General features: G+C 61.2%; 27 protein-coding genes and 1 pseudogene. 7 read left to right on the top strand and 21 right to left on the bottom strand.

Going from position 1 to position 23,157, the window contains the following annotated elements:
• Window positions 1-400: 400 nt before the first annotated feature.
• Window positions 401-1,165 (bottom strand): MBL fold metallo-hydrolase, encoded by a 765-nt coding sequence (locus B2527_RS09370; protein ID WP_293708703.1) that lies wholly within the window; start codon window positions 1,163-1,165, stop codon window positions 401-403.
• Window position 1,166: 1 nt separating this feature from the next.
• Window positions 1,167-1,916: a 3-deoxy-D-manno-octulosonic acid kinase gene (locus tag B2527_RS09365; RefSeq protein ID WP_293708701.1), complete on the bottom strand. Its 750-nt coding sequence runs from the start codon at window positions 1,914-1,916 to the stop codon at window positions 1,167-1,169.
• A gap of 21 nt (window positions 1,917-1,937) precedes the next feature.
• Between B2527_RS09365 and B2527_RS09360 the strand changes: the two genes are divergently transcribed.
• On the top strand, window positions 1,938-2,984 hold the full coding sequence (locus tag B2527_RS09360) for a glycosyltransferase family 9 protein (protein WP_293708700.1): 1,047 nt from the start codon (window positions 1,938-1,940) through the stop codon (window positions 2,982-2,984).
• A 136-nt stretch (window positions 2,985-3,120) separates the two neighbouring features.
• Here the strand turns inward: B2527_RS09360 and B2527_RS09355 are convergent, their stop codons facing one another.
• A complete protein-coding gene (locus B2527_RS09355; protein ID WP_293708699.1) occupies window positions 3,121-3,519 on the bottom strand; it encodes a DUF6165 family protein in 399 nt (132 codons plus the stop codon).
• A 142-nt stretch (window positions 3,520-3,661) separates the two neighbouring features.
• Here B2527_RS09355 and B2527_RS09350 point away from each other — a divergent pair, with 142 nt between their 5' ends.
• The 3 genes from B2527_RS09350 (at window position 3,662) to B2527_RS19580 (ending at window position 7,903) form a co-directional block, all read left to right on the top strand.
• On the top strand, window positions 3,662-4,039 hold the full coding sequence (locus B2527_RS09350) for a hypothetical protein (RefSeq protein WP_293708698.1): 378 nt from the start codon (window positions 3,662-3,664) through the stop codon (window positions 4,037-4,039).
• 406 nt (window positions 4,040-4,445) lie between these two features.
• Window positions 4,446-5,615 (top strand): tyrosine-type recombinase/integrase, encoded by a 1,170-nt coding sequence (locus B2527_RS09345; RefSeq protein ID WP_293708696.1) that lies wholly within the window; start codon window positions 4,446-4,448, stop codon window positions 5,613-5,615.
• A gap of 1,832 nt (window positions 5,616-7,447) precedes the next feature.
• Entirely contained in the window at window positions 7,448-7,903 is a 456-nt protein-coding gene (locus B2527_RS19580) for a BLUF domain-containing protein (RefSeq protein ID WP_414717054.1), read from the top strand.
• A gap of 560 nt (window positions 7,904-8,463) precedes the next feature.
• Here B2527_RS19580 and B2527_RS09340 read toward each other — a convergent pair.
• The gene (locus B2527_RS09340) at window positions 8,464-9,036 is read right to left on the bottom strand and encodes a DUF488 family protein (RefSeq protein ID WP_414717052.1); all 573 of its coding nucleotides are present in this window, start codon (window positions 9,034-9,036) and stop codon (window positions 8,464-8,466) included.
• Window positions 9,014-9,943 (bottom strand): SOS response-associated peptidase family protein, encoded by a 930-nt coding sequence (locus tag B2527_RS09335; protein WP_293708692.1) that lies wholly within the window; start codon window positions 9,941-9,943, stop codon window positions 9,014-9,016. The genes B2527_RS09340 and B2527_RS09335 overlap by 23 nt, the downstream gene beginning before the upstream one ends.
• Window positions 9,944-9,996: 53 nt before the next feature.
• On the opposite strand from B2527_RS09335, the gene B2527_RS09330 reads away from it, so the two are divergent.
• A complete protein-coding gene (locus tag B2527_RS09330; RefSeq protein ID WP_293708690.1) occupies window positions 9,997-10,230 on the top strand; it encodes a hypothetical protein in 234 nt (77 codons plus the stop codon).
• Window positions 10,223-10,447: a hypothetical protein gene (locus tag B2527_RS09325; protein ID WP_293708688.1), complete on the top strand. Its 225-nt coding sequence runs from the start codon at window positions 10,223-10,225 to the stop codon at window positions 10,445-10,447. Before B2527_RS09330 ends, B2527_RS09325 begins: the two co-directional genes overlap by 8 nt.
• Window positions 10,448-10,449: 2 nt before the next feature.
• On the opposite strand, the gene B2527_RS09320 is transcribed toward B2527_RS09325, so the two are convergent.
• The 8 genes from B2527_RS09320 to B2527_RS09285 form a co-directional block, all read right to left on the bottom strand.
• Complete coding sequence (locus tag B2527_RS09320) at window positions 10,450-10,653, bottom strand: hypothetical protein (protein ID WP_293708687.1); 204 nt, start codon at window positions 10,651-10,653, stop codon at window positions 10,450-10,452.
• Between the two features lie 185 nt (window positions 10,654-10,838).
• Complete coding sequence (locus tag B2527_RS09315) at window positions 10,839-11,477, bottom strand: hypothetical protein (RefSeq protein WP_293708686.1); 639 nt, start codon at window positions 11,475-11,477, stop codon at window positions 10,839-10,841.
• Window positions 11,474-13,972, bottom strand: a complete 2,499-nt coding sequence (gene gpJ, locus B2527_RS09310) for a TipJ family phage tail tip protein (protein WP_293708684.1) — start codon at window positions 13,970-13,972, stop codon at window positions 11,474-11,476. The genes B2527_RS09315 and gpJ overlap by 4 nt, the downstream gene beginning before the upstream one ends.
• Window positions 13,969-14,280 carry an NlpC/P60 family protein gene (locus B2527_RS09305; protein WP_293708682.1) on the bottom strand — a complete coding sequence of 104 codons (312 nt, stop codon included), beginning with the start codon at window positions 14,278-14,280 and terminating at the stop codon, window positions 13,969-13,971. The genes gpJ and B2527_RS09305 overlap by 4 nt, the downstream gene beginning before the upstream one ends.
• A gap of 14 nt (window positions 14,281-14,294) precedes the next feature.
• Entirely contained in the window at window positions 14,295-14,765 is a 471-nt protein-coding gene (locus tag B2527_RS09300) for a DUF1833 family protein (protein WP_293708680.1), read from the bottom strand.
• Complete coding sequence (locus B2527_RS09295) at window positions 14,765-16,540, bottom strand: GDSL-type esterase/lipase family protein (RefSeq protein WP_293708678.1); 1,776 nt, start codon at window positions 16,538-16,540, stop codon at window positions 14,765-14,767. The genes B2527_RS09300 and B2527_RS09295 overlap by 1 nt, the downstream gene beginning before the upstream one ends.
• Entirely contained in the window at window positions 16,537-16,923 is a 387-nt protein-coding gene (locus B2527_RS09290; RefSeq protein WP_293708676.1) for a hypothetical protein, read from the bottom strand. Before B2527_RS09290 ends, B2527_RS09295 begins: the two co-directional genes overlap by 4 nt.
• Window positions 16,924-16,974: 51 nt before the next feature.
• Window positions 16,975-19,707: a phage tail tape measure protein gene (locus B2527_RS09285; protein ID WP_293708674.1), complete on the bottom strand. Its 2,733-nt coding sequence runs from the start codon at window positions 19,705-19,707 to the stop codon at window positions 16,975-16,977.
• Here B2527_RS09285 and B2527_RS09280 point away from each other — a divergent pair.
• Window positions 19,691-20,038: a hypothetical protein gene (locus B2527_RS09280; RefSeq protein ID WP_293708706.1), complete on the top strand. Its 348-nt coding sequence runs from the start codon at window positions 19,691-19,693 to the stop codon at window positions 20,036-20,038. The genes B2527_RS09285 and B2527_RS09280 overlap by 17 nt on opposite strands.
• 54 nt (window positions 20,039-20,092) lie before the next feature.
• Here B2527_RS09280 and B2527_RS09275 read toward each other — a convergent pair.
• The 8 genes and pseudogenes from B2527_RS09275 to B2527_RS09240 form a co-directional block, all read right to left on the bottom strand.
• Window positions 20,093-20,164, bottom strand: a pseudogene (locus tag B2527_RS09275) (zinc-ribbon domain-containing protein); the annotation flags it as partial.
• A 43-nt stretch (window positions 20,165-20,207) separates the two neighbouring features.
• Entirely contained in the window at window positions 20,208-20,504 is a 297-nt protein-coding gene (locus tag B2527_RS09270) for a DUF1799 domain-containing protein (protein WP_293708672.1), read from the bottom strand.
• A 17-nt stretch (window positions 20,505-20,521) separates the two neighbouring features.
• Complete coding sequence (locus B2527_RS09265; protein ID WP_293708670.1) at window positions 20,522-20,830, bottom strand: phage tail assembly chaperone; 309 nt, start codon at window positions 20,828-20,830, stop codon at window positions 20,522-20,524.
• Window positions 20,830-21,486 carry a phage tail tube protein gene (locus tag B2527_RS09260; protein WP_293708668.1) on the bottom strand — a complete coding sequence of 219 codons (657 nt, stop codon included), beginning with the start codon at window positions 21,484-21,486 and terminating at the stop codon, window positions 20,830-20,832. The genes B2527_RS09265 and B2527_RS09260 overlap by 1 nt, the downstream gene beginning before the upstream one ends.
• Window positions 21,487-21,545: 59 nt before the next feature.
• Complete coding sequence (locus tag B2527_RS09255) at window positions 21,546-21,902, bottom strand: DUF3168 domain-containing protein (protein WP_293708667.1); 357 nt, start codon at window positions 21,900-21,902, stop codon at window positions 21,546-21,548.
• A complete protein-coding gene (locus B2527_RS09250; RefSeq protein ID WP_293708665.1) occupies window positions 21,892-22,395 on the bottom strand; it encodes an HK97-gp10 family putative phage morphogenesis protein in 504 nt (167 codons plus the stop codon). Before B2527_RS09250 ends, B2527_RS09255 begins: the two co-directional genes overlap by 11 nt.
• The gene (locus B2527_RS09245) at window positions 22,392-22,742 is read right to left on the bottom strand and encodes a phage head closure protein (protein ID WP_293708663.1); all 351 of its coding nucleotides are present in this window, start codon (window positions 22,740-22,742) and stop codon (window positions 22,392-22,394) included. Before B2527_RS09245 ends, B2527_RS09250 begins: the two co-directional genes overlap by 4 nt.
• Window positions 22,739-23,155 (bottom strand): head-tail connector protein, encoded by a 417-nt coding sequence (locus B2527_RS09240; RefSeq protein WP_293708661.1) that lies wholly within the window; start codon window positions 23,153-23,155, stop codon window positions 22,739-22,741. The genes B2527_RS09245 and B2527_RS09240 overlap by 4 nt, the downstream gene beginning before the upstream one ends.
• Window positions 23,156-23,157 lie beyond the last annotated feature (2 nt).

Genomic DNA, 23,157 nt, shown 5'->3' with positions numbered 1-23,157 from the left:
GCCGAGGTCAGCCGGCGGGGTCGCCACCTTTTCAAGCCCTTGAGAATGGCGCTGCTGATGAAGCGGCGGCGTTGTCCGTGCGCGCCGTAGCGTCGTAGCGCCGTAGCCCGGGTAAGCGCAGCGCACCCGGGGCTTTTAGGACAGAACCTCGGCGGGACGATCGACTGGTTGCCGGCTACGGCTTGGCCTTTCAAGGACTACGAGCCACCTGGCATGCGCTCCCCGGGTGCGCTGCGCTTACCCGGGCTACGTTGCTTCGGATGGGACTGACAGAGGCTGGCTCCGGCCTTGCCCTCACCCCACCCCCTCTTCCGCAGACGGGCGAGGGGCTCAGCCCTCATTGCTCCCATCACGTTGGGCGCTACGTGCCCTCAGACTTCGCGGGGCCGAAGCCCACCACTCAGCCTTCGAACGGCTCGGCGCGTGGCGCCGTCGGTTCGGCCAACACAATGCACTCACCCGGCATCGCCACGCGGTGGCCGCGCGCGCGCAGTGCTTCGCCATCGGCGGCGCTGGCGTAGTGGTAGAGCATCATCCGCGCCCGGGTGGCGGCGTCGTATTCACGCTCCAGATCATCCACACCGGTGTGCGAGGGGTTGCCGTGCAGGCCGCAATCGTGGGCGATCAGCTCGTTGTCGGCGGCAAAGCGCGCCAGCATTTCCGGGATGGGGCGGGTGTCGCCACTCCATACCAACGCGCCCTGCAGACGAAGCCCATAGGCGGTCTCCGGCCAGTGGTGGCGCACCGGGAACACCTCCAGGCGCACGCCCTCATGCCAGAACGCCTCGCCCACCACGATCAGCTGGAAGGCATCCCAGAAGTTGGCGCCGCCTTCGGCCAGCACATTGGGGTAGTCGCCCACCCGCCTGTGCAGCAGCGGCACCAGCGGCGCCGGCACGTACAGCCGCACCTTGCCGCGCCGCTGCGCATTGAAGAAGGCATCGACGAACAGGCGCTCGAAACCGGCCACATGGTCCAGATGGATATGGGTCACGAACAAGGCATCGGGCATGCGGCCGTAATGATCGCGATAGGCAGTCAGCCCTTCACCGCCGCAATCGATGGTCAGCCACGGCGCTCCGCCGCGCTCGATCACCGACATCGGCGAACCCAGTTCCACCGCCGACGCGTTGCCGACGCCCAGAAAACGCAAGGCCCAACTCATTTCACACGCCCCGGTTCCAGGCCAGATCATAGGCGCGGCGCAGCCGCGCGTAGTCCTGCTCCACGTCCTCGCGGCTGCGCTCACCGCGCAGCTTCAACAAGGACCGCAGCAGGCGTTTGAGGTTGCGCTCGCGCCAGCGGGTGGCGGGGATGCGCATCACGCCACGATCGAAATCGATCAGCCAGCCATGGCCGTTGGCGTCAAACAGAATGTTGTGGGCATTGAGGTCGGCGTGGTCCAGCCCGGCGCGGTGGAAGCGCGCGATCATCCGCCCGGCCTCTTCCCAGGGCGCACCGCGGCCCGCCACCAGCGCACGATCGGCCAGCGAGCGTACATCCTCCAGCCGCTCCATCAGGATCGCCGCGCGGTAGCGCAGGCCCTCGCGCATGTAGAACGCCGCCAGTGGCCGCGGCACCGGCAGCTTCAGCGCTACCAGCTTACGCATCAGCCGAAACTCGGCAAAACTGCGGGTGCGGTGCGAGCCTTGCCAAAGGTAGCTGTCGCGACTGAACCGGGCAGCCACGCCGCCGCGCAGGTAGTGCCGCAGCACGCAGCGGCCAAACGGCGCATCCACGAACCAGGCACCGCCACGTCCGCCCTCGCCTACCGGCCGCGCACGCTCGCCCCAGTGGGCGGGCGCAAACAGGCTCGGTTCGGCTTGCCGCAAGCGTTCGCGGTCGAACAGAATGGCGCCATAGCCACGACCATCGCGGCACGGCGTCAGCGCTTCAGTGGCGTCAAATGCGACCATTCATTGCGAGTCTAACAACACATGCCTGCAACGTCCCCCCCACTGTGTCTCTTGCGCCTCTCCGCGCTGGGGGATGTGACCCACGTCGTCCCCCTGGTACGCACCCTGCAGGGCGCAATGCCGGGCACACCGCTGCATTGGGTGATCGACAAGGCAGGCCACAAGCTGCTTGATGGCCTGCCCGGCGTGCAGTTCCACGTCTACGACAAGAAGACCGGCCTGGCGGGAATGCGTGCGCTGCGTCGCGAATTTCCCGGTGGAGGCTTCCAGGCCCTGCTGCAGATGCAGGTTGCCGCGCGCGCCAACCTGTTGTCGGCCTTCATCCCGGCGCGGCGCCGCATCGGCTACGACAAATCGCGCTCCAAGGATCTGCACGGGCTTTTCATCAACGAGCGCATCCCCGACCGGCCTGGCATCCATGTGCTGGATGCGATCGGCAGCTTCTGCGAACCGCTGGGCTTCAAGCAGACGGAGGTGAGCTGGGACCTGGCCACGCCGCCCGAGGCGCACGACTGGGCCCGTGCGCAGTGGCAGGACGATGGCCGCCCGGTACTGATGATTTCGCCCTGCTCCAGCCACCAACGCCGCAACTGGTATGCCGAGCGCTATGCCGCCCTGGCTGACCACGCCGCCAGCCAGGGCTGGCGGGTAGTGCTGTGCGGCGGCCGCAGCGACCTGGAACGCAGCACCAGCGACGCCATCCTTGCCGCCATGCGGCATCCGGCATTGGACCTGGTCGGCAAGGACACGCTCAAGCAACTGCCCGCCCTGCTGGCCCGCGCACAACTGGTGGTCACCCCCGATTCCGGCCCGATGCACATCGCCAACGCGGTGGGCTGCAAGGTGCTGGGCCTGCATGCGGCCAGTAACCCGGCACGCAGCGGTCCTTACTCCGACCGTCGTTACTGCGTGGACCGCTACGACGATGCCGCGCGCCGCTACCTGCACACGCCTGCGGCCGAGCTCAAGTGGGGCACCAAGATCGAGTTTGACGAGGTGATGTCGCTGATCACGGTTGACGACGCCATTGCCGCCTTCGAGCGTTACCGCGCGGATCATCCGAACTGAGAGGCTGCCAGGCTGCGATGCGGGAGCTGCATAAGCCGCGAAGCGCGTGGTTCACGAGAAAGCCTGAAAGCCAACCCCTCCCCAACCCTCCCCTGCTGCGCAAGGGAGGGAGCAAAGCGAGGCAGCACTGCAGCTGTCAGCCTGCGCGATAGTCCTGGTAGGACTTCTCTTCCACGTAGCTGGAGCCCAGCGCCAGATTGATGGCCTTCTTGATGCGCGCGCGCTCGTCGTTCTGGATGTAGACACTGCGTGCCAGTTGCACGAAAGCATCATCAAAGGCCTGCGCCTTTTCCTTCAGGCGGATATCGTCCTCGATATCCCACAGGCGTTCGTTCACTGCCTTGAGTTCGCCCCGCAGCCCCGCGATGTCCTGGGCGGCAGCCGGATGCGCCGCCCAGGTGGCATCCAGTGCGGCCAGTTCCTTGCGCACATTGGCCAGCTTGGCTGCATCACTCATCCGCTCGGACTTGATCTGCAGGATCGAGATCTTGTCCAGCAACTCGCCAAAGGACACGGGCACAAGGATTTCAGACATGGAAGGCACCTACATAACGTGGCGCTTAGTCTAACCGCTCGCTGCCGCCGGCCCGGGCTGGAACGCTGCGTCATGGCGAGACGATTGCGCCGCCCCTTACCCTTAAATGATAATGGCTCTTATTTGCAAATGAGCCAGAAGCATGCGCGTCGATCCCTCCCGCTTCCCGCTGGTCTGGCTGGACAGTTCACCCGCCAACGCCGAGCCCACTGACAAGGTGCTGGACGACATGTCAGCCCTGCTTGCCCGCCAGCAGCCTTTTGTATTCCTTGCCAGAGGTGGCTTCGACGACGCCGAGCCCGATCTCGATGCACGGCGCAAGGTCGCCAGCTGGATGAAGGCCAACAAGCCCGCCATCGTGCGGTACATCAAAGCGCAGCTGCATGTTGCCGACACTGTGGAGGCACGCGACAAGGCACTGGAATTCGGCCGCATCTTCGAGAACTTCTGGGGCTATCCGCTACTGGTCGTGGGCAGCTGCGACGAAGCGGAAACCAGGGCACGTGCGCTGCTGGGTTGAATCAGCCGACCGCCCCTGCCCGCTTGCCGCCAAGCAATAGAAAGCCGCCCAGTGGGCGGCTTTTCGGTATCTGGCGGAGCGGCGATTGATTCGGCGTTTCGCATCTCACCCTTCGGCGGCTGCGCCGTCTCACCAGCTACGCCGGCGGTCGAACCCATTGGGGTTCTCACCTCCCATGCTTCCCCAAGCTGAAAAAGAAAAGGCCACCCGATGGGTGGCCTTTTCTTTTTAATCTGGCGGAGAGGGGGTCTGCCTCCGCCCAATCCGCAGCGTTCCGCGACAGCCCGTGAAACCAGTCTCAGCCCTTGATACGCCTAGGTTTCACACTCCGCCACGATCCGCCAATTTCCACTACAATCCGCGCTCAGTGGGCGGGTAGCTGGGCGGGTTGCAATGGAGGGCATTCATGGGAATTGAGCTGCACAAGCTGTCAGCCAGGAAGGTGGCAACAATCAGCGAGGCTGGCTACTACGCCGACGGCGGCGGCCTGTATCTGCAGGTGACCGCCAGCGGGGCCAAGTCCTGGATCTTTCGGTATAGGTTCGAGGGCAAGCGCCCCGAGATGGGCCTAGGGCCAACTCACACTATATCCCTGGCCGAGGCCCGGGATGCCGCTCAAGCTGCCCGGAAGCTGTTGTTAGCTGGGCACGACCCTCTGGCTGGACGGCGGCGGGCCAAGGCGACCGCAGCAGCAACGCCGACTTTCTGGGAGGCGGCCGAGACGTACATCGCCGAACGCCGGGCCGGCTGGAAGAACGCCAAGCATGCCGACCAGTGGACCAACACTCTGGAAACCTACGCCAAGCCGATCATCGGCTCCAAACGCGTGGACCGGATCGAAACCGAGGACGTGCTGGCCGTGCTGCGCCCCATCTGGGCCACCAAGACCGAGACTGCAACCCGCGTGCGCCAGCGAGTCGAGTGCATCCTCGATGCCGTGAAGGTCCAGAAGCACCGATCCGGGGACAACCCGGCCAGGTGGAAGGGTCACCTCGCCATGATCCTGCCCAAGCCAACCACCGTCACCAAGGTTGAGAACTTCCCGTCCCTGCCTTATGGCGAGATGGCGGGGTTCATGAGGGAGCTGCGCAAACGGATCGGCGAGTCGGCGCGAGCCTTGGAGTTCACCATCCTCACAGCGGCTCGCACGGGGATGACCACGGGCGCAGTGCCAGCCGAGCTAGACGCCAAGGGCCTCAACTGGACCGTGCCAGGCGACCGAATGAAGGCGAAGAAAGAACACGTCGTGCCCCTACCTCTGGCCGCGCAGGAGCTGGCCAGGCAACGGCGTGATCGTGAGCTTCTATTCCCGAACGACGCCACCGGGGAGCCCTTGTCCGAGAACGCGATGCTGGCGCTGCTGAACCGCATGGGCTACGGCCACGTCACCGTTCATGGCTTCCGGACCACTTTCAAAACGTGGGCGGATGAGGTCGGCGAGTACCCGGACGACCTTTCCGAGGCGGCGCTGGCACACACCATCAAAGACAAATCCAAGGCTGCTTATAAGCGCGGAACGATGCTTGAGCGACGGCGAGAGATGATGGAGGCCTGGGCTAAATTCTGCGGTTGCTAAAAGAGAAAATAGAACCCTCTGCCGCGCACGAATCGTTCACGGCATCAAATGCATCCTTGGTCTCCGCTACTACGTACCGAGAGCCCACAATGAAGCCGCGCGACGAGAGGTCAGCCCGAATTTGGACCACGGTCATATGCATTCTACTGGGCGCCCTTCTCTCATCGCTACTGCAAGCGATATAGATACAATTCGAGATAGATCCCTTATTGAATGACGGGGTCTTTGAACGCCACAAGCAGGCTGAACGTCAAAAAAGATCGCACGGCGAACTCTCTATTTACCATGCCTCGATCGTATGAAAAACTCCGGCTCCAATTTGATCGCCTTGCGTATCAGCTCCTGATCGAAGCGCGGAATAACCAGCAGTTGGCCCCAACACAAAACTATTAGAACTTCGGAAACTGGCTGCACAAATAGTCGCAGCAGTACGCGACCGTCAAGACGAGAATAGAATCCTATTAAACGTCCAAAAAATCGTGTTACAAGCCACAATGCATGCTTCAGCATCCACCCTAGACAACGATAACGATCCTAAGGAACCTTAAAGAAGCCGGAATCACGACGAGCCTTGCGGGCGTCACGCGCGCAGTTTGGGCTACGCGGCCGGCACGCCGGAGTTTGGGCTCGCAGCGCAGAGACCACCCTTCCCAAGAGGAAGGATGCTGATGGCCGGTGAGCCATCACCGCAAATTCTAGCTCATAGTCGCCATATCACCTAGTGGCAAAAGCACGCGCTCACCAGCGCCATCCACACAGCCAAAAGATGTGGCGCGTCTAGCTAGGGTGGAGCATGACGCGTGAGCATCCACCGACTGGATCCCAGGGCAAATGGCGATGAACCTCATATGCACCAGGCGAATGGCCTCCTATCAGTACGCACAATGCTCAACTCTCTCGGCCCCTTCAGGAGCCCACCTGCGACCCCAAAAACCATCAATCGTTGGAGAACGATCGATGGGAGAGAGAAAACAGATTCACATAGCTCTGCTATCGCGCGGAAGACCCACACCCCACCTAGGCGGAACCAATGTCCTTCAATCTTCGAATGGAATTTGTAGAACATTGACATAAGTCACAAAACAGATCGCTTAACCATTAATTTAAATCTACTTGTGGGCGGTCCCAAGGAGGCACATGATCTTCGCAAAAAGCATCGAGAGAAAGCATGACTATTCAGCAAACCCAGTATGCGCTCCTAAGATGCCGTTTTGATCTTGCAGCCCATGAGCTCATAGCGAACTCCGCGCATACGCCACTACCACAGCGATCCGCGTTATTCAAAAGGCTTTTACAGATAGCGGTTGAAATCACCAAAGAGGTTCAAGACGCACAGGACGAGGTAGCGATACTCCACAGCTTACAACGCATTCTCGAACGGGCGGGCAAGGCAGTCAGTTCTCCAGATTGCTTTAACCCATTAGTTACTTCCCGATCTCCGCCTTACCAATTCGTAGTAGACGGATCATCAGATGATGCCAACCACTCAAGGAACCGAGCTCACAGAAGCTGAAGTTACGCGGCTCCGCCACGCCTACGAGCATTATGGAGCCACGGACGGCTTTTGGCTAATTCTGGATGAAGTTACGGATGCTATAGTAAGTCGAACCAATTGCACTAAACATGCGGTTAACGTGCAGATAAGAAAAGAGTTCAAACAGTTGGCAGAAACGGATCCCCGATTCGAAGCAGCTTTCTGACAGTTTTACGTCCGTTGCATCCGCCTCCATACGATACTCTTTTCGCGAATAGGCATAAGGCGCGGAGCCCTCGGACCCGCCCAAATCCGCAATAAAAATCCCCTTCACGAACACGAGCCACTGTGGGAATGTATGCCACCCTCAGCATCAGCTACCACTATGCCCTACCGTGCCATTGCTTACATCAGCCGTGCGATCTCCGGCCTTAGGATCACAGAGTTAGACAACTTGTTGGTTGATGCTCGAGCACACAATCAGATTGCGAACGTAACGGGAATCCTTCTGTACGATGGCTCGCGTTTCTTTCAGTATTTTGAAGGACCAGCGGATGGAGTAGACCGAATTTATGGTCGAATTCGGTCGTCGACACTTCATCACGACATACAGGAACTGCATAACTACCCCATAGACCTCCCCTACTTCACTCAGTGGAACATGGGATGCAAAGACGTTGATGGCAGTGTGCTACAGAAGCTCAGCACTCAACAGTGGGTACGGGAAGCCGAACAGCTTCAGCAGATAGGCCCGCAGTCAGACTCCCCTGCGTTGTTGGATTTGCAGCGGTTCTGGACAACCGATCAGCTCTAGATTGGCTGCCCAGCAAGTCGTAGAAACACCCATCGTCAGATTGATCAGGCCGCTAGCAGTTCATCTACCTCATGATTTACTTGGGGCCACACAAACAGCCGATAGAGAGAGAGGGTTATGGAATCAGTTGCCATGTACCTAGAGGGGCCAGGACAAGAGCGTCGACCAGTGAAGCTACTCTCCACGGAGCCAATGCGACCACGCCCGGGAGCTAGCGACGGAAAGAGGATCATGCACCCTAAAGGTGCCACCGTAGAAATGCGGACCCTGATCGATGACCAAGGCAAGATCGCGAAGCAGACCGACTTCGATGGTTTCAGGTTCAAGTACCAAGATTCCGACATCCCATGGAACTTGGTGTTCGGATAAGACGACAAGAGCCCAGCTACCCCCCCCGGGCTCTTGATATGGAGCAGAACGATTGAGCCTTAAAGAGAAAAAGCCCGGCGAACCGGGCCCCCTACTCCCCAGTAGAGGGGGCGGATCATGACCATCGCCCTCAATTCAGTCAAGCATTTCTGCGAAGTCCGAGCGGAGATAGGCGGGGTTGCCCTGAAGGCCTAAAGCAAACCGAGCTGCAAAGGGGGATATCTAAGGTCCTCGCCTACCGCTTGGGCCATTGGATTGAGGTGGTGCGGTTCTGCCGCTCGTTCGCTCTGGATATGCAGGACCTTGTGCCCCCGGTGTACCAAGAGGTCCGAAATCAAGCGCCGATGGCAGCGCCACCACAACAGCTCTGCACACATCAAGGCCGTGCGCCCTTGCGCAGCTGCGGCCAAGGCTTGCTCAAGCCCGTTCGCAAACTCCGCGCTGGCCATGTGATCCGCGTACCCCTGAAATGACGAGTTTCTCCACCCGCCATTCGGCGACCCCGGCAGCACTGATCGCCGCCCTCCTAATTGAGGAATCCATTCGTAGCCAACGCCGTCCCGGGGCAATTGTGAGCTCATCGCGTCGCTGCCGAACCACGGAAACTTTCGGGAGCCAGGAAACCGCCTTACGTCCACGATTGAGTCGATTCGGTGGGCTTGCAGAACATCGACAAAGGCCTCCCAGGCGTGCGTGGAGTGGCCAATCGTCCAGATAGTCGCCGGTTCGAATCCCACCTGACTACGCTGCAATTCTGTGTTCATAGAACGGGTGCCGTTTGTCATCGAAGATGGCGTACAGGGTCTGCAGGTCCTTCGGGTCTGGGTTGAGCCAGGCCTGCACGTGCTCGGGCTTGATGTTGATGATGGTCCGGTCGTGGCCAGCTGCTGCTACCTCTGGCTCCGGGTCATCGGTGACCGCAGCGAAGCTCAGTAGATCCGGCTCCACCCCCTTCGGATCCTTCCAGTGCGACCACAGGCACGCGATGAGCATGTCCTCCCCGGTGCGCGGGACGAACTCCAGCACCTGGTTTTCGCCATCGACCTCGACGTGCTCATAGAAGCGGCTGGCCACGACCAGCCCATGCGTATGTCCGAACTCGCCCTTCCAGAACCCTTCCAGGTTGTCCCGACGTGCGTTGTACGTCCCTGGGTACTTCGCATCGTAGGCGGCAGGTTTGCCGGCCGGCCGGCACTGGTAGCGCATCGGCTTCACGACCAGCTTGCCGTTTTCGCTGACCAACACTGGGCAGTAGTAGCCCGGGAACATGCGGAAGTCGCGCGCCTCGGGCTTCGACCGCTTCAGGTCCGCGATCTTCCGCTTGATCTGCTCGATCTTGTTGCCGGCGATGCGTTGCTCGTTGGCCGCCGTCTTGGTCGGCTTCTCGGCCAGCTTCCGCTCGGCGTCGGCTAGGCGCTTGGCCTGCTTGAACAGCTCCGTCTCAAGCTGTGCGACCTGCTCGGTGTCCCATTCCCGAATCTCGTTTGCGAGGCGCACCATGGCCGGCTCCTTCGACTTCAGGAACGATAGGTCCATCGCCCTGGGCGTCTTGGGGCGCGGCTTGTCCCCTTCGCGCAGCCAAAGCTTGGCGAAGGTCTGAAGGTCAACCACCGCACCGTAGTTCAAGACGAACTTCTTGTAGTCGGCCTCAATCTGAGCTGAATAGCACACGCATCACCTCCGTTTGACCGGAGCATAACGCCCGCCGGGCATAGGATCTGTCCATGAACGCAAAACTGACCCGCTCAGAACTGGACGACCGCTTGGACGACCTGAAGGCCCGGGCGGCGATCATCGCCAAATCCAGCCCGGAAGGTGAACAGGCCGAGGAAGTAGCCGGAGAGGCCGAGGTGATCGAACAATACGTTGCCCCCGAGGACTGGGCTTACTTTCACGGTTGCGTGGATAGGATCATCCGAGAGGCTGGGATGGTTGAGCCGGATAGTGACGATGAGTAGCCAGCAGAAAGCCGACTATGAGCTGGCGTTCAACGGAATCAGCCATGCTCTGCTGCAGCACGGCGAGTCAGAGGCCTTCTGGGAGGTCTGCGACGACGTCGAAGAGCGCCTGATTGACGCCTACCCGGAAGACGAAACGGCCATGATCGAGCTGGTCGCTACGTGGCTGGTGAAGCTCGGCGTAGCGCCGGAAGGCAGCCTGCATGGGCTCGTTTAGCCCTACAGGACCGCGCCTGCGTCCACTGGCCCGCTGATTGGCGCTGCAGCCAGGGATACCCGGATGCTGACACTGGACAGCAGCACGTCGGCCCACGGTCGGGTGACCGGCTCGCCCAGAACGGCCAGCAGGCAATCCCGCGATATGACGGACGCGGTTTCAGCATCCACCACCGCCACCGGCGCCACATGGGACAGCTCGGTCACCACTGGCCGGCCCTCCGCGTCTAGGACTGGCGCACCTGTGCTGTCGATCGCCCTGGCCTTTGTGCGGAATGCCACGCCCGTGGCCACACGTTCGCAGCTGCAGCTCGTGGCCACGAGAGCGCCGGTGTCCAGCTCCACTACCTGTTCACCAGCGAGGCACGGCACGTCATTTCTCTTCTCGTAGGTCATACCGCTTGCTGCTCCGCTGCTGGGTTCTTGGCGCCGCCGCCACCGCCGCCGCCACCGATCCCGCCGCCGCCGGTAGTGGGTGGCGCGCCTACGGCAGGAAACGTGATCTTCAGGGTGGTGATCGCAATGCGGCCATTGCCGGCAGTTGATGTGATGTAGTCCTCGGTGACTCCGAGATCCACAGATCCACCCTCAAGCCGGGGGTCGTCATAGAACAAGTAGATTGTCTTCTCTGTTTCAGGCGCGCCGGCGACCGACGCGCTGCTGGCACCGTAGTTGATCGTGGTCCCTCCGATCACGAGCGTGCCGGCGCTGACGCTCACCGTCGCGACGCTGTCGGTGGCGCTGTAGGTGACCGAGGTATCCACGTCCCACACGCTGCTGATGTTGGCGACTGAGTTCACCGGCAGGGCCAAAGCCCCTTCGCGGACCGTGGACCCAACCGTGTGCTGCAGCGTGGCCGGCGCCGACATGCGCCCGGTGTGATCGACGTTTCGGATCTCCACGTCGTATGTGATCCCCCGGCGCACTGAGCGCAACTCGATGTTCTTGCCTGCGGGGATGCGATCAACGATCCACTCCGTCCCGTCAACGCCGGCAACCCGGTACCGCAGCTCCTGCGCGATGATCGTCATGCCGCAGCCCTCAGTTCCGTGTGCAGCTCCGATTGGCGGCCGATACCGATGCGAACCACCGGGGCCACGATTCCAGCATCGTCAGGGTCATCCGCAATGGAGTCACTGATGACGCCCAGGACCACGGGCACCGGCACTTCAGCGTACGTCGTTCCCGTGATCTCGCTGACGATGCTCTCCGGCGGGTCCGCCCAGAAAGGCGCCACACGCTCGTCATAGCGAACTGCGGTGAACTCTGTCACTTGCCCGCCGTCGCTGTAGCGAACGCCCGTGACCAGCAGCTTCTCCGTGACGCTCTCTGCCTCACCGATCACACAGCCGTCGCCTGGCCAAACTCTTGGCTGCGGAGACGGACCGGAGGTCATGGGAATGGACTCCAGCCAGAAGGTGTCCGTCTCGCCCCCAGCGCCAACGATGCCCACGACCACGGCACTACCATCGCTGCACCTGAGCTGCGCGCTGTATCGTTTGCCGGCTTGGGTAGTCACCATCTGGTCAAGAACCAGAGTCGGCCTGCCGGCGACGTTACCGATGCTGACCACCCTTCCCCAGCCCGCACCCCACTCGACCAGGTCGTGAGCAACGTCGATCACGTCCCCTCGCGTGGTTCCGAGGCCGGCCACGTCGCTGGTGAAACCGTAGCTCTCCGGGCGGAACTTGCCCTGGGCCAAATGGAACCGCCCCACCCGCCAAGAGTGAATCGCGTCTTGCGCGAATCGTAGTTGCATGGTTTCGAACTCTGTCGGCTCTGGCAGAGCGGACGGGTTGCCGCGCGCATCCACTCCCCGGTAGCTGTACCCGTCATCCAAGACGATTATCTCGTCGTCCTGGTAATCCGCTGCCGGATTCTTGAACTGAACCCGCAGAGCCTGCGGCAAGCGAATGAATGGCCGCGACATGGTGAAGTTGTCAATCTCGGTTGGCATGTACGTCATGCTCGAAAGTGTCTCGCCCGAGTCATAGACGATGCTGTACTTGCCATCGCGCCGGCCCAGCGATCCCAACGAGCAGGACAACATGTCCTCGATCAGCTCTGCTGCGGTGGTGGCTGCGTCAACAACACCCCGGGCCTCAAAGCTGTTGACCTCGCAGAATTCAGCGTAGTCGGCGAAGGTGTCGAGATGGATGCGGCCTGCAGGCACGTGCTTGCTGAATGCGGGACACTCGGTCAGCAGCCAGTAGGCCACCCAAGCCGGATTGAGGTTGACCGCTGGGGCGGCCCAGGTGTCTGCGTCCCGGTCGTACACCCTCACCTTTTGCCGCACGACCAGGGAGAGGCTCTGCAGGGTGCCGTTGAGCTGGTCGGTGGCCTTGATGCGCATCGCCAGCTTGTTGGTGCCGGTTGTGCTCGGCAGGCCGGGCTTGATCGACCGCAGCGAACTCCAAGTGAAGTCCGTGATGTAGGTGTTCTTGGAGCTGCCCTTGGGCGTGTCGGTCCGCGTCACCCGCACTTCGTACTGCGCCGCTGGCACGTCCCAAGCGATGCCCGCTGCGAAGGCCTCGGCCTTCTCCATGCGGATAGCGAAACGGCCATCACCCATCGGCGTCATGTACGACAAGCGCGGCGTTGCCGGCGTAACCCACGCATCGCTACTGCCGGCCAGGCGGTACTCGATGCGCCAGTGCACGCCCATACTGAATTTCTTGCCGCTGGTGCCTACGCCGTAGAGCCCACCTGGGGCAACCAGATCCAAGGCGATGCGAGTAATCCCCGGGGCAGTCGTGCGCGTCACCACGTCGGTGTCGTCCATTGATGCGCCCACCGCCACCTCCGCCACATCGTTGGTGTATATGGTCGGCGTGCGGGTGATCTCGTACGTCACCTCGTTGTACTGGCTGAGGGGAGATTCGCCGATCTTAATGTCGGCCACTTCAATGTCGCCGTGCCCCAGGTCAAAGAGGCAGTACTGGTAGCTGCTCTCGCCTACTGCTTCGCTGTAGGGGATAGCTGCATGAGGCGGGTAGAAGCGCGATTCACCGATTACGAAGGGAATGACGCCCCCCGGGTTGATCTGGTTCTGCGTGCCGGTGAGGGCGTTCCATTTAGCCGACGCATCGTTACCACCGCCGCCGGCAGTAGGCGGCCTAGTAAGGGCAGAAATGGCAAGCGTGCCCAACATGAAGGCCGCTGTGGCTGTCGCGTATCCAGCAAAACCGGTCATGCCAAGGAAAGACCCACCCCCGATCCCGCCCGCGCCCATTGTGAAGTAAGTAAGCGCCGCTATTGCGACAATCGCGAGAACCTGCCGACCAGTGTTGCCATGCAGGCTCCGACGCGTAATGTGGATTGCCGTTCCTGGCTTCGGGCGAAGCCGGCCCCAGTAGGCCGCGGGCACCTCGTGCCCACCCACGCGCACGTCGAGTTCGTCCACTGCCAGATCAGTGCCGCCACAGGCCTGCAACAGCATTGCGCGCAGCGTCTGGCCGCCGTCAACGCGCACCACACCAACGTCTTGGGAGAACTCATGGGACCGGAGCATCAAGCTGTGCGTCATTTCTCACCCTTGTAGCGGTAGTAGCCCTCGATCCGACTGGACCATAGGGGCGATGAAAGGAACTCGATGCGACTGCGGGAGCTTTCCTCGACGTGCAAGAACCGACCGCGCCCAATGCATACGCCGACGTGGTCTGGCGCAGCACCGGTGTGGAAGACCACCACGGCCAGCGGCTCAGGCTTGGGCACCCGTTCCCAGTCCGTTGCCCGCTCAGGCTTGGCCACCGCCGGCAACGGCACCCCATGCGCCGCTAGAACGCGGGCAGCGAACACGCGACAGAAATGCCGGCCCTCATACGGGACCGCCATGAATGGCTCCAGGTTCACTGATAGAGGCCTTGCGAGTTGGTTGGGCCATACGACTGCGCCGGCACGCGCTGGTTGAGGAAGTCTTCCTCGTGTCCCAGCTGCAGGGTGACCTGCATGATGTCTGCATCGGCGCTCAGGACCGAAAACTCGCAAGGCCCGAGGATAGGCCTGTCTGGGTCACTGGCGGTGACCAGCTCAAGCACCGCCTTGGGCACGCCTGCGGCGTCGCGTAGAAGCCTGGTCACGTCCCGCTCAACGTTGTCGATCCGCACTGAAACGTTGGTGCCCTTCTCGTCGCTGTCATCGGGAAACTGGGGTTCGAACGGATAGGGCTGATAGACCCCATCCGACTTCGCCAGTGGCTCGGTGTTGTTGACGATGCGGAAGATGTCACCAGCGACTATCTTCAGGCACGGCAAGAATACTTCTGCCGTGTCTTGGGCAAGGATTGCTCGGGCCTGCGCTGGGGTCAGTGCACGAGGCATCAGAAAACAGATCCGAGAAAGGCACCCACCCGGTCTGCTAGTCGCTGAAACCCAACGCCAGCAACCGGGTGCAGTCCATCAGCCAAGTAGATCGATCCGTTGTACTGGTTGATACCGGCCGTGCGATAGAGATCCAGCGCAGGAAGGTGCCGCAACGCTGCAACCTCCCTGACCGCATCGGCGAACTCAAGCAGGAAGGTGCCGTTGGTGTTTGGGTTGGCATCCGACTCAAGACCATCCCCCGCACTTCGCCTGGATCGCCACATCGGCGACACAAACGCCACCTTCAAATGCGGATATGCAGTCATCAGCTTGGTGATCGTGTAGTTGATTGCGCCCTTGAAAGTAGCTGCAGTCGTGTCTCCATTTGCCCCGAGCGGATTGTCACCGCCCCAATCATTGGTTCCAAAGGCAATGACCACGTAGTCGACGGTCGCCCAGTCAGTTGCCGCCAGCGCTGCAGCCTGGGGGCGATTGTCGTCCCCCTCCAGGGTGAAAAGATCCTGAGCTGCTGTGGTCAGTTCCGAGTAATCGCCAGACGACACATAGTCGGCCAACTTCCACATGCTCATCTTGCCGTAGAGAATTCCCGATGCCGTGTTGTTGTGGAGGCCCATCCTGCAACCACCAAAGCCAAACTTCAGCGGCACACAGCCGAGTCTGGCCGCCACCCGCTCCGGGTAATCTCCGTTCTCCGTTATCGAGTCCCCGAAGAATGCGACCTTCTTGCCCTGTAGCGGCGATATTCCTGCCGACTTGGTAGGTGCCCATGGGTAGAAGACGCCCGTATCCGTTCGCAGCGTTCTACGCCATGCAACATCTGGGGTCTGCAGGCTTGAGTATTCTTGCATTACCCACGACGCATGCACGCTGACTTCCAGGTATCCGGAAGCTGGCGCGCCGACAGGCAGGTCAGCCATTGCAGCGGTCACGAGATATCGGCCGTCCGTCACTACATCGTTAGCGCTGCCGCTCGAAAGAGCTGATCGGTACGCGTTCTGGACTACCCAAGGGTTGTAGGTCGGGCCATTGTTTGGCCGAATCGACCGCCTCCAGACCGATGTCTGACCGGTCAGGCCGAAATACTCCTGCAGAACGTAGCTGTCGCTATTGAGGGACGTGACAATCAGCATGCGGCTGGTGGGAGCGCCTGCAGGGAGATCCGCGACTGAGCCTGAAACCAGATACCGGCCCGCCGCGACTACGGAGTTGACGCTCCCGCTGCTCAGGCTGGCCTTGTAGTTGTAGCCCCCCGACAACTTCGACGCGGTAACCGAGTTCACAGCGAGCTTTGAACCTGTTACTGCGGCTGCGGCAAGCTTTGTTTCAGTAACCGCGCCGTCCGTGAGAGGAGCCGTTACGGCCTTTATCCACGACCCTGACCCGCTTGCGCCAAGTTTCCGGTACGTTCCGTTGTTCGATGAGCTTGCGTCGTTCGTCACAACCGCCAGAGATCCTGCTACATGCGCGAGGTCGGCATTCAGGTTGGCAAGTGAATCGAACCCCATCATCCCGCTGGAACGGATGGCCTCAACATCGTCGATCTTCTGACTCAGGACCGAATCGGCGGCAGCGGATGCTGCGGAAGCCTCCGCGATCTTACCCTGCAAGAACTGCTCGCTATCTTCGATCAGCAAAGGCACGGCAGCAGGAACAGGCAGATCCGATGCAAGCGACAGAAACGACTTCCCGCCTTTAACGACGCGGACGAAATCTGCAGCACCCGCCGCGCTCACCGGCAGATCGCGCTCTGCAATTTTCTCGATTGTGCTCACGTGGTCAACCCCTCGTCGGTGTCGGTTTCGAGCTGGCTATCCAGCTCATCTGTCAGTGGGAACAAGCCGTTGAACGGCGTGCGAAGTTCGAGTTGGATATCTGCGTACCAAAGCCAGCCGCAGCCTGCCGGTGTATAAGTCGGCCGCTGCTTGAACGCGTAGACGGCGGGGCGCTTAGCTGGGTCGCGGAACTCAACCCACTGCATTGGCAGAACGTCGGCGAGCGTGTAGATAACCAAGTCCGAAAGAACTTGCACGCCTGCGCGGTTGAGCAACAGCCGGAAGCTGACATCCTCATAGGAACTCGTGAACCGTCGCCGTGACTTACTGCCCCCCGCGAAGGGTGAGCGGATCACGTTGTTCTGCTGCGGGGCATAGGTCACCCCTTCCACCAACGGAGTTGGCAGACTTGAAGGCCAAACTGGAATGGTCACTTAGCCCCTCGCTGCGCCTTGACGCTTTATTCCGAATGACTGGCCCATGACGGCGTCAAACCCGCCCCGTGCCATGTCCCGCTTCACCTCGCCGGTAACAAGCTTGATCAGCATTGAGCCGTCTGGCATGGACTGCGCTTGAGCGCTCTGAACTTCCTGCTGCTGACCGTTGTTCGTCCATTCGATCTTTACTGCCCCCGTCCCGCCCGAAGCCGATACACCAAGCCGACCATCGCTGCCACGCTTGAGCGGCATGATCGCCTCGGGGCCTGCCTCGCCGAACACGCCAGCGCCTTTGGCGAACGCAAAGTACTGCGGGCTGTCATACACCTTGCCCGAATAGGCTGACAGGCTTGGCGAGTCGTAGATGCCACCCTTCACATGTGGAGTCAGTCCAGCCGATAACCCTGCGTTGATGCCCTGCGTCCCACTGCTGACCAAGGAATTGCCAGTTGCCGTCACCCCTCCCCCCATCCATCCCGCCATCATGTTGCCGAACAAGCCGGTGATCATCTGCTTGGCCGCAATACGGGCAAGATCGGAAATGATCGAGTCAGCCAGGTCGGAGAACGACAGCTTGCCGGTCTTCACAAACTGGACGATTGAATCCTCTGCGGCTCCGAAGGCATTGGCGAACATGTCGCGGGATTGGCTCGCCACGTCGGCTGCAGCGAACAGGTAGTCCTCAAGGGCCGCGTTCGCACCCACTCGCCAGTCACCCATCAACGCCAGGCGCTGGTTCTGGAAATCCCGTTCCACCCCCAGCATGCGTTCACGGCTGGCCCGAAGTGCAGCCTCCTGCTCGGTCCACTCGGCAGAGTCCTCAGCAACACCGCGATCCCTGAGCCGCTTTAGCTCGTCTTCGTACTCGCGGTGAATGTCCAACTGCCGCCGCAGCATGTCCACAGCGTCACCACCTCGACCGTAGCCCATCAGGTCCAAGGTATTGGCACGTAGCCGATTCTCCTCGCTGACAGCAATCTGAGCGTTCAACCTGGACAGCTGCTCCTTGGCCTTGACCTCGCGCTCATGTGCTGTTGCCAGATCTCCACTGACGTCCAGCTGCTTCAGCATTGCGTTCAGTACAGTGCGACGCTCAGGGCCAGCCTTACTACCAAGGCTGGACAACTCCTGCTCAACCTGGATGCGTAGCCGCTGACTGGTCGTGAGCTTGGCCTCGCTCTGCAGCTGCTCCGTGTTCAGCGCGATCTGCTGCTGGATGCGCTTGGCAAGTGCAATTGTCGGATCATCCGTCTTGCTGCCAGCCGACCGCTTCTCTGACTCCGCGAATCGCTGGCGCGAGGCTGCGATCTGCGCATCAATGTCGCTCTGCTTCTTGCCCAGCGCGTCGCCCGCCGCCTGAATCCGCTTTTCCTCAGCCAGCTGCTTGTCCCGCTTGCTCAGGTTCTGGTCCTGCCAGCGGTTCCACTCGTCGTCTGCCTTCTTGCGATCCTCGCGGGCCTTGGACTCTTTCGGGTCAACAATTTCGCTTTCGTCCGAGTAGATCCCAGCCATGCGGACCTTGACCGGCGCGGCGGCGCTGGCGGCCTGAGCGCGGCTCATATCCCGCATGAAGTTGATGCCGCCCCATGGACCCCAAGTCTGCCAATCGGAGCGTTTTTTTAATTGCTCCTGCGTGGCTGCAAGGAATTCGGCGAAGTCTTTGACCTCGGCCCAAGCTGCGGAGGTTTCCTTGCGTAGTTCGCTCCACAGGCCAGCAAGATGCGGACGAGCTGCTTCAGCGGCATCGGCAACATCATCAAGATGCTGCTTATAGATGGCAGTCGCTTCAGCAGCTGCACGCGTTTCATCCCCCTCCGCAATGAGCGCATCCACCCTTTCGAGCTGCTGGCGGGTTAAGAAGTGCTCTGTCTCATTTAGCTTCAGAAGTGCGTCAACAGGAGACTTTCCGATCTGCTCAAACTTGGAGATCGTCTCTTCAATGCTCTGCCCGGTCGTTGCCTCCATACGGGCCGCAGCCTCAGCCACCTGGAGAAACTCATTGCTGGCGAATCGGCCCGACGCCGCCACGGCAGTGAGTGCCTCGACAGCGCCACCTTTCGTCACCGACTGCAGGTCGGCGAGCTGCTCAACTAGACCCTTGAACTGAGCAGTGCTCGCACCGGCATAGCCGCCCGTTTTGATGAGAGCAGCGTTAAAGGCCTGCTGCTCGTCCGCCCCCTCCTTCCATGCCACAGCCAATGTAGCCAGTACCGCTGCAGCAATCGTTGCTGGGTTGATCATGGCTGCAAGCTGCGTCCCCAGCGCCTGCGCGGCCGGGACGATGCCTCCGAACATGTCCTTCAGCTGACCACCTTGCTGCAGAAGGACTGTCATCGGCCGCTGCCCGCCCTGCAGGCTGACGACAATGTCCGTCATCTGGGCTGGCACACCACGCATGGCCGCCTGCTGCTGCTTGAGGCTGATCCCTTGCCTCTCTACTTCCGCCGTGTTCCTTGCGAGCTTCTTGGTGATCTCATCAAGCAGAGGTCCACTCGTTCTCAGCGAGGCCGAGTAGGCAATCTGTTCTGCCTTGTTCATGCTGACAATGTCTGCCTGCTTGATCAAGGTGTCGATTCGCCGTTTCTCGGCAGTAGCGAGCTGCTGATACTGCTGCTGAGCAGATGAGGACATGTCAGCCACAGATCGCTTGGCAGCAGTAATCGCTGAGTCGAACTGGGAGGTATCAACCTCAACCTCAATTCGAGCAGTACCGATGGCGGTGTCGGTCATGACTTTCCTTTGGGCAATAAAAAACCCGCCGTTTGGCGGGTCTCGTTTCTCGTTCTGGCCGAAGTTAGGGGTCTCGCCCCCACTTAGCCTTGAACTCTTCTCGCATCTGTTTGCATGTATTGGAATGGAAACGCAGCATGTCTGGCGTGTACTGCCTATCTGCGTTCATTTCCTTGTATCGCTTGTCGCAGAATTCAATGGCGGCCGCAGCCCGGTGCCGCTCGGCGTCTGCAACCGGGTCTCTGCTCCGCCTGGAACTGTCTATGAAGTACGCAAGTGCACCACCGCCAATAAGCAGCACCCCAATAATCACGAGCGCAGCTGTGGCTGAGGTTCCTTTTGCAGGTTGCCTAGCGATCTCTTGCTTGATGATGGACGTCGGCGCACCACACCCAGGGCATGCCGCCGCCTTATCGCTGACTTCCTTCCCGCATTCCGTGCATTTGATCAGTGCCACCGGCCAGGCCCTCGCTTCTGGATGGCCGAATGTTACCAAACCGCTAGTTCCTGGACGAGGCGAAGCTCGCAAGGGCCGCCGCTTCGATCACTCGGATGCCTGCCATCACCTCGTCCCTCTTTTCACCCTCAAGCCCCTCCCGGTCCATCTCGTAGAAGACGACGCCGTAGTCGAGCCCAATCGGGCCACCGGCACCAACGCGCCACTGGGTAGCGACCCTGCTGTAAATCTCGATAGGCAAGGCGCACTCCGGCCATAGGTCAACCTCGGGCGGCTGGAAGTGCTTGGCCTTGAGGCCTGATCCTGCAAGCTCGGCCTCGGTGGGGGCGCGCCAGTACATCGCCCCCACCGCCTCTGTCAGTTTCCCTTGCGGGCGACCTGCACTGCCTGGGCATAGCCGTGGATGATTGCCGTGTCCAGGCCGATCTGGTGCTGCAGCGCCAGCTCTACGCCCTCGGTATCCAGAGTAACGTCCGCTTCCCAGCTGCTGACCATCTCGAGGATCACCTGCGCCGAGGTCAGCTCGCCCGCTGACAGCTTGTCCACCAGCGCCTTGTACTCGTCCTTCAGCATGTGGCGATACGTGAGCTTGAGCTTCTGCTCCCGGCCCTGACCAATAATGGTCAGAGTGGCGTCGAACTTCTCGGGGGCTTTGACCTTGAACATTACTCAGCCTCCACCAGCGTTGCCTCACCCTGCGAAGTGAAGGTCAGTTGATTTTGCATCGGGTTGTTGGCATTCATCGACGGATTCGAGTTGAAAGCCAAGTAGCCGTATCGGTAGATTTCGTCACCGTCAGACAGCTTGCACCGCAGGACAACCGGAGCGCGCTTAACCGCCGCCGCCTTCAGGGCTGCGTACCACGGCTTCTTCGGGTCGTAGTAAAGCGGAAGGGTCAGCTTCTCGGCCGTGAGGCCAATCGGAATGCTGATCTCGCGCCCGAGGGGATCTTCCAGAAGCGTGCCCGTCCACTCCTTCGACTCTCCGCCCGACGTGGACGGGTCGCCCTGCTGGTCAACATCCACGAAGCTCGACGCCTTGTAGAAGGTCGCAGCTGCCTTGCCAGCTGGGAACAGGGTCACGTCGGAGGTGTCCAGGCCGCGCAACGGGACGTCACCAGCACTGACCTCACCTGCGACGGTGACAGAGTTGTTGATGAGGGGCCAACCCGATGCGATCACCAGGACGTCATCGGTCGCTACCGCGCCAGTCGTGACTGTTGCCTCTGCCGGGTTTGCATTGGAGATGGCCGATACGGGGATGGCCGCAGACAACGCGGTGGAGATGCCGAACACCGAACCATTCGGGAACTTGAGTGCCATTCTTGATTACCTCGCTGGGTCAATAAAAAACCCGGCGAGTGCCGGGCGGTGGTGGTTGCTCACGGGTCCGGATACCAGAACCCGAAGTCTTGTCTTGCGCTGTACTTCTTGATTGCGTCTTCGTAGCCGCCGACCATCGCGCCGAACGGCTCCGCGTTCCGCAGTCCGGTGCAGATCGCTCCCTCGATCTGGCGCATCAGTTGGTTGGCCTGCAGCCGGGTTTCCGCCCATACCGTGATCTGCACGCGGGCATGTTTATGCCCCGGCATCGCGCCTTCGCGGAACCACAGCGATTGGCCGCCGACCTGCTGGTAGACGCCGCAGGGATACTTGGGCGCATCTGGTGGAACGTCGGGGAAGAACTTCCCGCCCATCAACGGTCCAATCAGGCCGGAAAGAGTGGCCTCATAGGTCATCAGCACCTCCTCCGGCCAGCAGCTCGGGCAATCGCTCGCGCCCTCGTGCCAGCATCGCCTCCTTCGCTCGGGCCATCCCCCCGTCCAGCGCGGGGCGTAGAAACGGCGTTGCCGGAACCCACTTTGGTGCCGCCAGCTGAGCGCCTGTGTACCAGTTGCCGTCCTTGCCCTTGTAGCGGGCGTGGGTCTGCCAGTGCCCAAACTCGATCAAGTGCCCGTGAGGGGCCTTCTTTGCGTTCCAGCTGACCGCATAGACCTGCTTTGCGTTCGTAGACGCCTTGTCACGGTAGGCCACGTAGATGGATCGCTGCAGGCCGCCAGGATTCTTGCTGCCTCCTTCATCTGTCCCCACTGGCGCACGCATCTTGGCCTCATCCCGGAGCACCTTCCCGCCCGCGACGGCCATGGACCGGGCAAGCCGGGCGCGAACTTCACTCAGCTTGTCCAACCCTGCTACGGCATCCTTGAAGTCAACGTTCGCCTTGATGGTCATCCGGTGTTCCCACCCTGCTCGGTCAAGATGTAGGCCGCCTGCCTGTCCTTCAGATCCCGCGTAGCTCCCTTTACATCGAAGATCAGGCCGTCGTAGACGATTCGCATGCCCGCATCGATGCCCAGGCGGCTGATGGCCTCAAACCGCACCTTGAAGCTGTACCTAGCGATGGATGCAGGAACGCCCCCTTGCAGGCTGGACCGGATCGCACCCAACCCTGTCTCACCGGCGATGCCCGCCCATAGGTGATCGACCAATTCCCAGCCCTGCACCGGCTGCCCTGCTGCGTCTTGCCCAGCCCCGGGACGCTCGATACGGATTCGCCGGTTCAGTTCGCCCGCTCTCATGGCAACACCCGTCGATAGGGGAAGATCATCGTCTGGAAGGCCGGGTTGTCGTGCAGCTGCACCGGGACTGACGCCTCCGTGTTGGCCAACATGTCCCCCACCAGCAGCAGGATTGCGGTGCGCAGCGCCTCCGGGGCGGGGCCTGGCGTCGTGGTGAACAGAATGGGCCGCGCGCCTGCCTCGCTCGTCACCGTTGCAGGCTGGATCGGCAGCACGTCTCCCGCCCCGATAGGGCTCCACGCGTATGACGCCTCTGCGAGCGCGTAACCCGTCTGTTGCTCAACGATCTCCCGGGCTGCAGAAATCATCTTGCTGATATCCGCATCCAGAGCATCCCCGTCAAACCGCAGGCGGGACTTCGCCTCCGCGACCGTCACCGGCTCTGCAGTGGCGGCGGTCATCAGGTACAGCATGG

The organism is Stenotrophomonas sp. UBA7606, from assembly GCF_002477705.1.
Lineage (GTDB): Bacteria > Pseudomonadota > Gammaproteobacteria > Xanthomonadales > Xanthomonadaceae > Stenotrophomonas.
Note: the sequence above shows the minus strand (reverse complement) of the source record. Positions and strands in the feature narration are given on the sequence as shown.

Bases quoted from the DNA above. Each gene is read 5' to 3' on its own strand.
- B2527_RS09245 (WP_293708663.1), bottom strand. From the start codon at position 22,742: ATGAGAGCGGGCGAACTGAACCGGCGAATCCGTATCGAGCGTCCCGGG.
- B2527_RS09330 (WP_293708690.1), top strand. From the start codon at position 9,997: ATGAACGCAAAACTGACCCGCTCAGAACTGGACGACCGCTTGGACGAC.
- B2527_RS09360 (WP_293708700.1), top strand. From the start codon at position 1,938: ATGCCTGCAACGTCCCCCCCACTGTGTCTCTTGCGCCTCTCCGCGCTG.
- gpJ (WP_293708684.1), bottom strand. From the start codon at position 13,972: ATGACGCACAGCTTGATGCTCCGGTCCCATGAGTTCTCCCAAGACGTT.
- B2527_RS09315 (WP_293708686.1), bottom strand. From the start codon at position 11,477: ATGACGATCATCGCGCAGGAGCTGCGGTACCGGGTTGCCGGCGTTGAC.
- B2527_RS09285 (WP_293708674.1), bottom strand. From the start codon at position 19,707: ATGACCGACACCGCCATCGGTACTGCTCGAATTGAGGTTGAGGTTGAT.
- B2527_RS09300 (WP_293708680.1), bottom strand. From the start codon at position 14,765: ATGCCTCGTGCACTGACCCCAGCGCAGGCCCGAGCAATCCTTGCCCAA.
- B2527_RS19580 (WP_414717054.1), top strand. From the start codon at position 7,448: ATGCCACCCTCAGCATCAGCTACCACTATGCCCTACCGTGCCATTGCT.
- B2527_RS09270 (WP_293708672.1), bottom strand. From the start codon at position 20,504: ATGTACTGGCGCGCCCCCACCGAGGCCGAGCTTGCAGGATCAGGCCTC.
- B2527_RS09355 (WP_293708699.1), bottom strand. From the start codon at position 3,519: ATGTCTGAAATCCTTGTGCCCGTGTCCTTTGGCGAGTTGCTGGACAAG.
- B2527_RS09305 (WP_293708682.1), bottom strand. From the start codon at position 14,280: ATGGCGGTCCCGTATGAGGGCCGGCATTTCTGTCGCGTGTTCGCTGCC.
- B2527_RS09325 (WP_293708688.1), top strand. From the start codon at position 10,223: ATGAGTAGCCAGCAGAAAGCCGACTATGAGCTGGCGTTCAACGGAATC.
- B2527_RS09260 (WP_293708668.1), bottom strand. From the start codon at position 21,486: ATGGCACTCAAGTTCCCGAATGGTTCGGTGTTCGGCATCTCCACCGCG.
- B2527_RS09370 (WP_293708703.1), bottom strand. From the start codon at position 1,165: ATGAGTTGGGCCTTGCGTTTTCTGGGCGTCGGCAACGCGTCGGCGGTG.
- B2527_RS09280 (WP_293708706.1), top strand. From the start codon at position 19,691: ATGGCGGTGTCGGTCATGACTTTCCTTTGGGCAATAAAAAACCCGCCG.
- B2527_RS09340 (WP_414717052.1), bottom strand. From the start codon at position 9,036: ATGAACACAGAATTGCAGCGTAGTCAGGTGGGATTCGAACCGGCGACT.
- B2527_RS09240 (WP_293708661.1), bottom strand. From the start codon at position 23,155: ATGCTGTACCTGATGACCGCCGCCACTGCAGAGCCGGTGACGGTCGCG.
- B2527_RS09255 (WP_293708667.1), bottom strand. From the start codon at position 21,902: ATGACCTATGAGGCCACTCTTTCCGGCCTGATTGGACCGTTGATGGGC.
- B2527_RS09250 (WP_293708665.1), bottom strand. From the start codon at position 22,395: ATGACCATCAAGGCGAACGTTGACTTCAAGGATGCCGTAGCAGGGTTG.
- B2527_RS09365 (WP_293708701.1), bottom strand. From the start codon at position 1,916: ATGGTCGCATTTGACGCCACTGAAGCGCTGACGCCGTGCCGCGATGGT.
- B2527_RS09350 (WP_293708698.1), top strand. From the start codon at position 3,662: ATGCGCGTCGATCCCTCCCGCTTCCCGCTGGTCTGGCTGGACAGTTCA.
- B2527_RS09265 (WP_293708670.1), bottom strand. From the start codon at position 20,830: ATGTTCAAGGTCAAAGCCCCCGAGAAGTTCGACGCCACTCTGACCATT.
- B2527_RS09345 (WP_293708696.1), top strand. From the start codon at position 4,446: ATGGGAATTGAGCTGCACAAGCTGTCAGCCAGGAAGGTGGCAACAATC.